The following is a 266-nucleotide window of genomic DNA, read 5'->3' as shown; positions in this document are numbered from 1 at the left end:
GAGTAGTAATTGAATATCGCCAGTACGTGCGCCAACAATTAAATCGGTACCCGAAATGGTATTACTAAAACTACTTTTAGCATCTACGCGAACGCGCTCAATACTGAGTAATAACATGACGCTAATCGCAATAGTGAGCAATGTCAGTAATACACTGGCACGTCTATTTAGCAAACTTTTATAGGCAAGTTTAAATAAAATCATACATCACCTTGTAAATTTACTAAGTCGATTGTGCGGCTAAAGAGTGGCTTTAATGTTTCATC

1 pseudogene is annotated in these 266 nt (G+C 37.2%); it reads right to left on the bottom strand.

The window, feature by feature from the left end:
* Nucleotides 1–204: pseudogene (locus SB765_RS30310) on the bottom strand (ABC transporter permease); the annotation flags it as partial.
* Between the last annotated feature and the right edge of the window lie 62 nt (nt 205–266).

This window comes from Pseudomonas sp. SIMBA_067 (genome assembly GCF_046534675.1).
Lineage (GTDB): Bacteria > Pseudomonadota > Gammaproteobacteria > Pseudomonadales > Pseudomonadaceae > Aquipseudomonas > Aquipseudomonas putida.
The sequence above is the reverse complement of the archived record's forward strand: the minus strand, read 5'-3'. Positions and strand labels throughout refer to the sequence as shown.